At 51.8% G+C, this 1,450-nt stretch carries 1 protein-coding gene; it reads left to right on the top strand.

The window, feature by feature from the left end; all coding sequences use genetic code 11:
• Positions 1-187: 187 nt before the first annotated feature.
• Positions 188-1,087, top strand: coding sequence for a LysR substrate-binding domain-containing protein (locus tag ACXRVY_RS28945; RefSeq protein ID WP_458238950.1), 900 nt, complete (start codon positions 188-190; stop codon positions 1,085-1,087).
• Positions 1,088-1,450 lie beyond the last annotated feature (363 nt).

The following is a 1,450-nucleotide window of genomic DNA, read 5'->3' as shown; positions in this document are numbered from 1 at the left end:
CATTTTCAGTCTCCAGCAATTTTGAATGTGCAGGGGAGGAAAGCTCCTCCCTTACGCTGAGGACATTGTTGAGATTTCGCGGCACTAGATAAATGTGCAGAAACCAACAGGATTGTTATCCTGATCAGCAACAATCATCCAGTTATCATGTTTCCCGAGAAAGAGACTTATGGAGCTTCTACAGTCGATGCAGGTATTCGCCAAGCTGGCTGAGTTGGGAAGCTTCACCAAAGTCGCGGAGGCAATGCAGGCAGGACGCCCGCACGTCACACGCACCATTCAGGATCTGGAAGCTTCGCTGGGTGTCCGCCTGTTCCAACGCACTACTCGTAAAGTGAAACTGACTGCTGAGGGCGAGCGGTTTTATGAGCGTGTCAAAGAGATTTTGGCAACAATCGCAGAAGCCACTTCCATGTTCGACCGTAGTGGGTCGACGTTGCGGGGACGGCTTCGCATTGACATCCCCACTGCATTTTCCCAGCACAGCTTCATGGAAAACCTGAGAGAATTTACGGAGGCATTTCCCGAAATCGAGCTTTCGCTGGGCGTGACCGACCGTGCGGTAGATCTCGTAGCCGAGGGCATCGACTGTGCATTGCGAATCGGTGACCTCCCGGACTCAAGCATGGTAGCTAGAGAAATTGGTACCGCCACCATGGTGACCTGTGCGTCTCCAGGTTATCTCCAAGCCTGCGGGGTACCCAGAACCCTAAACGATCTAACAGACCATCGATGTGTCAGCTTTCTTTCTGGTCAGAATCACAGACCGCTGCCTTGGCATTTCTCGGTAGATGGTGAAGATCGTCCACATACTCCTCATGGTGGTATCACCGTGAATGAGTCGAATGCCTACGTTCAATGCGGTGTTGCAGGCYTCGGCATTATTCAAGCGCCGGGAATTACCGTTGAGACTTTCCTCGAAAGCGGAGAACTGGTTGAAGTGCTCAGGGCATTTCGTCCCAAGCCTCGCCTGGTTTCCGTGCTGTACCCAAGTAGAACGCATCTTGCACCTCAGGTGGATGCGTTTGTGGATTGGTTAAAGGAGCATTTTCCAGTGCTACACCCCAGCTGGTTCAAATCTCACTAACCTGCAGCCGTATGCCGACTCGGCATAGAGATAGGTTTTTGCCGTAAAATGTGTCTGGCGGACGATCATCAACTACCGTGTACCGGGCAGCAATCGACCCAATCGGTTCGTCACGGTCTCCAGAAATACAGTGGCAATACAAATGCGGGAGTAATGGAAGCTGAGCACGGCACCGCGACCGCTGAGTCTTGGCTGACCAAGAGAGTTCAGCTTGAGTACAAAAGGGTCAGAGAAGGGCCCTTTTTCTTGCTCAGTTTTCAGCCAGTTTGCGCCGTTGGTAATACTCCTGGCGATAGCGAACTTCCCGCAAGCTTAATGACAACTTTGCCTTTCGATCTTCCTTGTTCGACATAGCTCAAAGCC

It is taken from the genome of Pseudomonas sp. P5_A2_2 (assembly GCF_054177685.1).
This window is presented reverse-complemented; position numbering and strand designations above follow the sequence as displayed.